General features: G+C 71.6%; 4 protein-coding genes. All 4 read right to left on the bottom strand.

Features of this window, described 5'->3' with window-relative positions:
• The coding region (locus DQW85_RS28255) for a glycoside hydrolase family 13 protein (RefSeq protein WP_162795442.1) at positions 1-1,698 on the bottom strand (1,698 nt) is incomplete at its 3' end.
• 5 nt (positions 1,699-1,703) lie between these two features.
• On the bottom strand, positions 1,704-2,543 hold the full coding sequence (locus DQW85_RS28260; protein ID WP_113702921.1) for a sugar ABC transporter permease: 840 nt from the start codon (positions 2,541-2,543) through the stop codon (positions 1,704-1,706).
• Positions 2,540-4,108, bottom strand: coding sequence for an ABC transporter permease subunit (locus DQW85_RS28265; protein ID WP_113702922.1), 1,569 nt, complete (start codon positions 4,106-4,108; stop codon positions 2,540-2,542). The genes DQW85_RS28260 and DQW85_RS28265 overlap by 4 nt, the downstream gene beginning before the upstream one ends.
• 4 nt (positions 4,109-4,112) lie before the next feature.
• A partial coding sequence (locus tag DQW85_RS28270; RefSeq protein WP_113702923.1) for a sugar ABC transporter substrate-binding protein occupies positions 4,113-5,324 on the bottom strand: 1,212 nt, incomplete at its 5' end.

The following is a 5,324-nucleotide window of genomic DNA, read 5'->3' on the forward strand; positions in this document are numbered from 1 at the left end:
GCACGGCAGCCGCAGCGGCGGGCCGGGCGCGCGCCGGGCGCAGACCAGGAGCGACTCCTGCGCCGTCTCCCGGACGAAGACCAGGCAGTCGCGGTCCGCGTGCAGCCAGCGCAGGCCGCCGTGCCGGAGCGCGGGCTCGGCGCGGCGCAGGCCGAGAAGGTCGCGGTAGCCGGCCAGGGTGGCCAGGTCCTGGTCGGCGGGCCGGTTCCAGGGCATCGGGGTGCGGGAGTGCTCGCCGTTCACGCCGGTCAGCCCGAACTCGCTGCCCGCGAAGACCATCGGCGTGCCGGGCAGGGTCGCCTGCAGGCCGAGCGCCACCAGATGGCGTTCGCGGGTGCCGGTGACCGTGCGGACGCGCGGCGAGTCGTGGGAGTCGAGGAGCTGCCACGAGTGCACGTACGAGCGCCACGACATGTGGGCGGCGAACGTGCGCAGCGTGGCGAGCGTCCGCGTGCCGTCGCGGTGCGGCACGCCGCCCGGCACGCCGAGGAAATGGTCGAGCTCCAGCTCGGGCGCGCGCAGCCAGGCCCAGACGGGACGGGTGAAGCCGCCGTAGTTCATGGTGCCGTGCCAGCCGTCCCGGTCGAGGTCGAGGGAGGCGTCGTGGTTGTGCTCGGCGATGAGTGCGGCCCCGGGCCCGAGCGCGCGCCGCAGCAGCGCCGCGACCTCGTGGGTGTGGTCGTCGGCGCCGTGCCGGCCGGTCATGTTGGCGACGTCGACGCGCCAGCCGTCGAGCGGCCCGAGCCACCTCTTCAGCACGGCCGGCATGCGGGAGCGCACCAGGCCGCTGCCCCAGTTGAGCTTGGGCAGCGTCTTGACCCCCCACCAGGAGGCGTAGTCGCCGGTGTCGGGGTCGAAGTAGAACATCTCCCGCTCGGGGGCGCGCACGTCGGACACCGCCGCCGTGAACCAGGGGTGCGCGTCACCGCAGTGGTTGGTGGTGATGTCGCCGAGCAGGCGCATGCCGCGCTCGCGCAGGGCGCCGGAGAGCCGGCGCAGCGCCTCGTCACCCCCCAGCAGCGGGTCGATCCGGTCGAATCCGGTGGCGTCGTAGCGGTGGTTGGAGCGGGCGGGGAAGATCGGCGTCAGGTAGACGGTGTCCGCGCCGAGGGCCTGGACGTGGTCGAGGTGCCGGATGACGCCGTCGAGGTCGCCGCCGTAGAACTGCTGGGACGTGCCGGGGCCGTGCGGGATGACGGGGTCGCGGTCCCAGTCGCGCGGCAGCGCCCACCCGGGCGGCCGGCGCGGCTGTCCGGACCGGCCGAACCGGTCGGGGAAGATCTGGTAGACGATCGCGCCGGACAGCCAGGAGGGCGGCGGCTCGTGGGTGACGAGCCGGAAGTCGGCGGCGTCGGTGAGGTCGTGGGTGACGACGCCGCCCGCGGTCAGCCATGCCTGGCCGCCGCCGGTGTGCAGCAGGAAGCGGTAGCGGGTGACCGGATTGACGGCGGCGATCTCCGCCCGCCACCACACGTCCTCCCCTCCGTATCCCGAGATTTCGGACGATGTCCGGAGGGAGTCCACCGAGGCCGCGGTGTACCGCGGCTCGCCGTCGTGGACGGTGCGGACGTGCACGCCCGTCACCCCGGCGGCCGGGGGCGTGCGCACCCAGACCGTGACCGGGGAGCCGAGCGACGGCGCCGGGTCGGAGACGTACAGGGCGGAGCCGTCGTGGTGCGGCTCGGCGATGTGGCGCAACGGACCTACCCCTTGACGGCCCCGGCGGTGAGGCCGGAGACGATGTACTTCTGCAGCCAGAAGAAGACTCCCACGGTCGGGACCGCGGTGAGCAGCGTCGCGGCGGCGAACATGCCGAAGTTCGCGTTCCGCTGGTCACCCGCGATCATCCCGTACATGCCGACCGCGAGCGTCTTGCTCTCCGGGTCCCTCAGGAAGACGTTCGCCATGAGGAACTCGCTCATGAAGCCGATGAAGGCCAGCATCGCGGTGACGGCGAGGATCGGCGTGACCAGCGGCATGATGACCCGCCAGAAGATCTGCGCGTGGGTGGCGCCGTCGACCGTGGCGGCCTCGTCGAGCTCCTTGGGCAGGGTGTCGAGGAAGCCCTTCATCAGCCAGGTGTTCACCCCGAGCGCGCCGCCCAGGTAGAGCAGCATGAGCCCCCACACGGTGTCGAACCCGAACGCCGGATACAGCTCGGTGACCCTGGTGAAGATCATGAAGATGGTCACGATGGCCAGGAACTGCGGGAACATCTGGATCAGCAGCAGCGCCAGCAGCCCGACCCGGCGCCCGCGGAACCTCATCCGGCTGAAGGCGTACGCGGCGAACATCGACAGCAGCAGGCTGGCGAACGACGCGGCCAGCGCGATGAAGACCGAGTTGAGGAACCAGCGGGCGAACGGGTGCGTCTCGGAGGCGAACAGGTCGCCGAAGTTGCCCAGCCCGGCCCCGTTCGGCACCAGGCCGGTGGAGGCCAGCGTGCCCAGGGGGTTGATCGCCGCCGACACCACGAACAGGATCGGCACCAGCGCGAACACGCACACGGCCAGCACGAAGGCGTGCCTCAGCGCGATCCTCATGCGTACACCTCCTCCTGCCTGCGGGTGCGCCGGAACGCCACCGCCGAGATGACCGCCACGATCGCGAAGATGAACACCGAGATCGCCGCGGCGAAGCCGAACTGCGCCCCGCCGGCGCCGAACGCCAGCCGGAACGTGTAGGTGATCAGCAGGTCGGTCGCTCCCACCTGCGGGTTCTCCGCGGGGAACGGCCCGCCCTCGCTGGTGAGCGCGATGGCGTTGTAGTTGTTGAAGTTGAACGCGAACGACGAGATCAGCAGCGGCGTGAGCGCCACCAGCAGCAGCGGCAGCGTCACCTTGCGGAAGCCGTGCCACGGCGTGGCCCCGTCGATCGAGGCGGCCTCGGTCAGCTCGCGCGGGATCGCCTGCAGCGCGCCCGTGGTGACCAGGAACATGTACGGGAAGCCGAGCCAGAGGTTGACCAGCACGACCGCGAGCCGTGCGGTGCCCGGCTGGCCCAGCCAGTCGACGTTCAGGCCGAAGAGCTGGTTGATCAGGCCGAAGTCGCGGTTGAACATGTCGCGCCAGACCAGCAGCATCGCGAACGCGGGCATCGCGTACGGCAGGATCAGCACGATGCGGTAGACCCGCGTGCCGCGCATGCGGGGGTGGTGCAGGGCGAGGGCCACGCCCATGCCGAGCGCGAAGGTGGTCGCGACCGAGGCGAGCGCGAAGACCAGGTTCCAGCCGAAGACGCCGAGGAAGTAGCCGGAGATGGTGGGGTTGGTCAGCACGCGGGTGAAGTTGGCCGGCCCGACGTTGACCTGCCAGCCCTGGGCGAGGTGCTCGCCCCTGGCGTTGACGAAGTAGCCCTGCCCCTCGTCGGCCTTCCAGGTGTCGCCGTCGCCCTTGACGCAGTCGCAGGCGGCGTCGTAGGTCAGCGCGGAGCGGCCCTCGACGGCGCGGCTCAGCCCGTTGGCCTTGATCAGCCCGCCGCGGGTGGGCACGGCCAGCGCCGAGATCTCCCGCGCGCGGGCGGCGGCCTCGGGCGCCTTGAGCACGGTGAAACCGGGCGCCTGGAGCACCTTGCCGGTGACCCCGACCCGGGCGCCCTCCACGGAGGTCAGGCCCCGCTCGGTGCCCGCCTGGACGCGCTTGGTCTCCGGGTCCACGATCAGGAACGCCAGCCTGCCGTCCTGGAGGGCTGCGGTCAGCGCGTACTCGGGCGAGCCTGGGGCCTGGCGCACGGAGCCGGCCTCGATCGCCGCGACGGCCGACTGCTTGTCGCCGCGGTGGCCGTCGCCGAAGTTGGTGAACGCGGTGGTCACCGTGTAGACGACGGGGAAGACCTGGAAGGCGATCAGGAAGACGGTACCGGGGACGAGATACTTGGCCGGGATGTGGCGGCGGCTCAGGTAGAGGTAGGCGATGGCCGCGCTGGCCGCGCCGAGCACTGCCAGCGACGCCCACGCCCCGGCCGCGACGAGCGGCGGCACCGCGTAGAGCAGGATCGCGGCGCCCACGGCCAGCACCGCGATCCTGCTGACCACGTACGCCGTGGTGATCTCCCGGCGCGGCCGGGCGACCTGGTGGGCGCCGGCGGCCTCGCGCACGTCGAGGGCCATGGCGTCAGTTCTTGAGCGAGCTGTCGACGGCCTTCTGCGCGGCCTCGGCGGCCTTGGCGGCGTCGCCACCCTTGACGACCGCGGCCTCGGCGATGCCGAAGGGCTCCCAGATCGCCGCCATCTCGGGGATGGCCGGCATCGGGAAGCCGTCCTTGCCCGCGTCCATGAACTTGCCGGCGTCGGCGTCGGCGGCCTGCACCTCCCGCAGCGCCTCGGTCAGCGCGGGCGGGCGCGGGTCGGCCGCGTAGAGCGCCTTGGCGACGTCCTTGTTGGTCACGTAGTTGGCGACGAACTCCTGCGCCAGGGTCTTGTTCTTGCCCTTTGAGGCGACGAAGAACGACTGGACGCCGACGAACGGGGTGGCCGGCTCGCCGTCCTTGAACCCCGGGACGGGCGTGATGTCGTAGCCGAAGCCGCCCTTCTTCACCTCGCCCATCGCCCACGGGCCGGAGACGAGGAACGCGCACTTCCTGCCGGCGAAGCTCGGGATGTAGTTCTCGTTGGTGATGGAGGTCTTGAGGGCGCCGTCGCCCTTCTCTCCGAGGTCCTTGAGCCTGCCGAACGCCTTGACGGACTCGGGCGAGCCGACCAGCACCTTCTTGGCGTCGGGGTCGCCGGTGGAGGTGGCGCCGAACAGGGCGCCGCCGCCCGAGGCGAAGATCGGGTAGGAGTGGAAGGCGTCGCCCTTCTGCCCGACCGGCAGGCAGAGCACCTCCTTGACCTTGCCCGCCACCTTGAGCTCCTTGCCCTTGGCGACCAGGTCCTCGATCGTGGCGGGGGCGTCGGGCGCGAGGTCGGTGTTGCGGATCAGCGCGATGTTCTCCACCGCGTACGGCGCGCCGTAGACCTGGCCGCCGAAGGTGACGGCCTTCAGGGCGATCTCGGAGAAGGCGGCCTTCTGCTCCTGGGTGAGGTTGACCGGGTCGATGGCGCCGTTCTGCACGAGGTTGCCGATCCAGTCGTGCGCGCCGATCATGACGTCGGGGCCGCTGCCCTGCTGGGAGGCGGTGAGGAAGGTCTGCTGGTTGTCCTTGCTGATCTCCTTCACCTCGACCGTGACGCCGTTCTCGGTGCCGAACTGGTCGGCGAACGGCTTGAGCGCCTTGACGCGGTTGGGGTCTGCCCAGATCACGAGCGTGCCGCCGTTGCCCGCGGGGGCGGAGGCGCCCGTCGACGCGGTCGGCGCCGCGGAGGCGCCGCCGGACTGGCCGCCGCC

Source organism: Nonomuraea lactucae, assembly GCF_003313395.1.
Taxonomy (GTDB): domain Bacteria; phylum Actinomycetota; class Actinomycetes; order Streptosporangiales; family Streptosporangiaceae; genus Nonomuraea; species Nonomuraea lactucae.

Bases quoted from the DNA above. Each gene is read 5' to 3' on its own strand.
- DQW85_RS28265 (WP_113702922.1), bottom strand. From the start codon at position 4,108: ATGGCCCTCGACGTGCGCGAGGCCGCCGGCGCCCACCAGGTCGCCCGG.
- DQW85_RS28260 (WP_113702921.1), bottom strand. From the start codon at position 2,543: ATGAGGATCGCGCTGAGGCACGCCTTCGTGCTGGCCGTGTGCGTGTTC.